The organism is Paragemmobacter ruber (assembly GCF_009908315.1).
GTDB classification, from domain to species: Bacteria; Pseudomonadota; Alphaproteobacteria; order Rhodobacterales; family Rhodobacteraceae; genus Paragemmobacter; species Paragemmobacter ruber.
Genome location: NZ_JAAATW010000013.1, coordinates 1 through 1,271, shown reverse-complemented (window position 1 = coordinate 1,271; position 1,271 = coordinate 1). Strand labels below are relative to the sequence as shown.

At 63.3% G+C, this 1,271-nt stretch carries 1 protein-coding gene; it reads left to right on the top strand.

Annotated elements, in window-relative coordinates; all coding sequences use genetic code 11:
- The first annotated feature begins 63 nt into the window (after positions 1–63).
- Positions 64–1,253, top strand: a protein-coding gene (locus GU920_RS19235; RefSeq protein ID WP_161768720.1) for an IS3 family transposase whose coding sequence is annotated in 2 segments (ribosomal slippage) — positions 64–325 and positions 325–1,253 — 1,191 coding nt in all. Because the reading frame shifts where the segments join, the coding sequence is not laid out codon by codon here.
- The last annotated feature ends 18 nt before the right edge of the window (positions 1,254–1,271 follow it).

Sequence of the window (1,271 nt, the reverse complement as noted above, 5' to 3'; positions counted from 1 at the left end):
TGACCTGCCACGGGATTTTTCCTCCATCTGCGATTAGAGTCCGGCCCATGGAGAGGACGGACGATGAAGAAGGCACGACTGACGGAAGAGCAGATCATTGGCATCTTGCAGGAGCATGAGGCGGGTGCGAAGTGCGCCGATCTCTGCCGCAAGCACGGTATGTCGGAAGGCACGTTCTATGCCTGGAAGGCGAAGTATTCCGGGATGACGGTGTCCGAGGCCAAGCGGCTGAAGGCGCTGGAGGACGAGAACGCCAAGCTGAAGAAGTTGCTGGCCGAGCAGATGCTCGACATGGCGGCGATGAAGGAACTCTTGTCAAAAAAATGGTGACGCCCGCCGTGAAGCGCGAGGCTGTCGCGCATCTGAAGGCCCATCTCGGGCTATCGGAACGGCGGGCGTGCCAGATAGCAGGGGCGGACCGCAAAATGGTGCGCTACCGCTCGCAGCGCGCGCCCGACACGGCCTTGCGCGGGCGGCTGCGGGATCTGGCCAATGAGAGGCGCAGGTTCGGCTACCGGCGGCTGTTCGTGCTCTTGCGGCGCGAGGGAGAGGCATCGGGGGTCAACCGCATTTACCGGCTCTACCGCGAGGAAGGGTTAACGGTGCGTAAACGCAAAGCACGCCGCAAAGCCCTTGGCACAAGGGCCCCGATCCTGATGGAGGCGCGGGCCAATGCCCGTTGGTCACTGGATTTCGTGCATGACCAGTTCGCTTGCGGGCGGCGCTTCCGGGTGCTGAATGTGGTCGATGACGTCACGCGGGAATGCCTCGCAGCGATCCCCGACACTTCCATCTCGGGCCGCCGCGTGGCGCGGGAGTTGACCGCGCTGATCGAACGCCGCGGCAAGCCCGGGATGATCGTGTCGGACAATGGCACCGAACTGACCTCGAACGCGATCCTGAAGTGGTGCGCCGAACACAAGGTCGAATGGCACTACATCGCACCCGGAAAGCCGATGCAGAACGGTTTTGTCGAGAGCTTCAACGGCAGGATGCGGGACGAGTTCTTGAACGAGACGCTGTTCCGCAACCTTGCCCATGCCCGCGATCTGATCGCGGCTTGGGTCGCCGACTACAACACCGCGCGACCCCACTCGGCCCTCGGCTACCAGACCCCCGCAGGCTTCGCACTGAACCTGACCACCGCAATCGCCCGTCCCGCTGCACGCGATGAAAGTTCCGCGCGCCGGGTGATTGCTCAACCCGCGCCGAAGGGCGTAGATCAGCTACCGGCTCCGGTCGCAACTGGATGATAGACCAGTGGCAGGTCA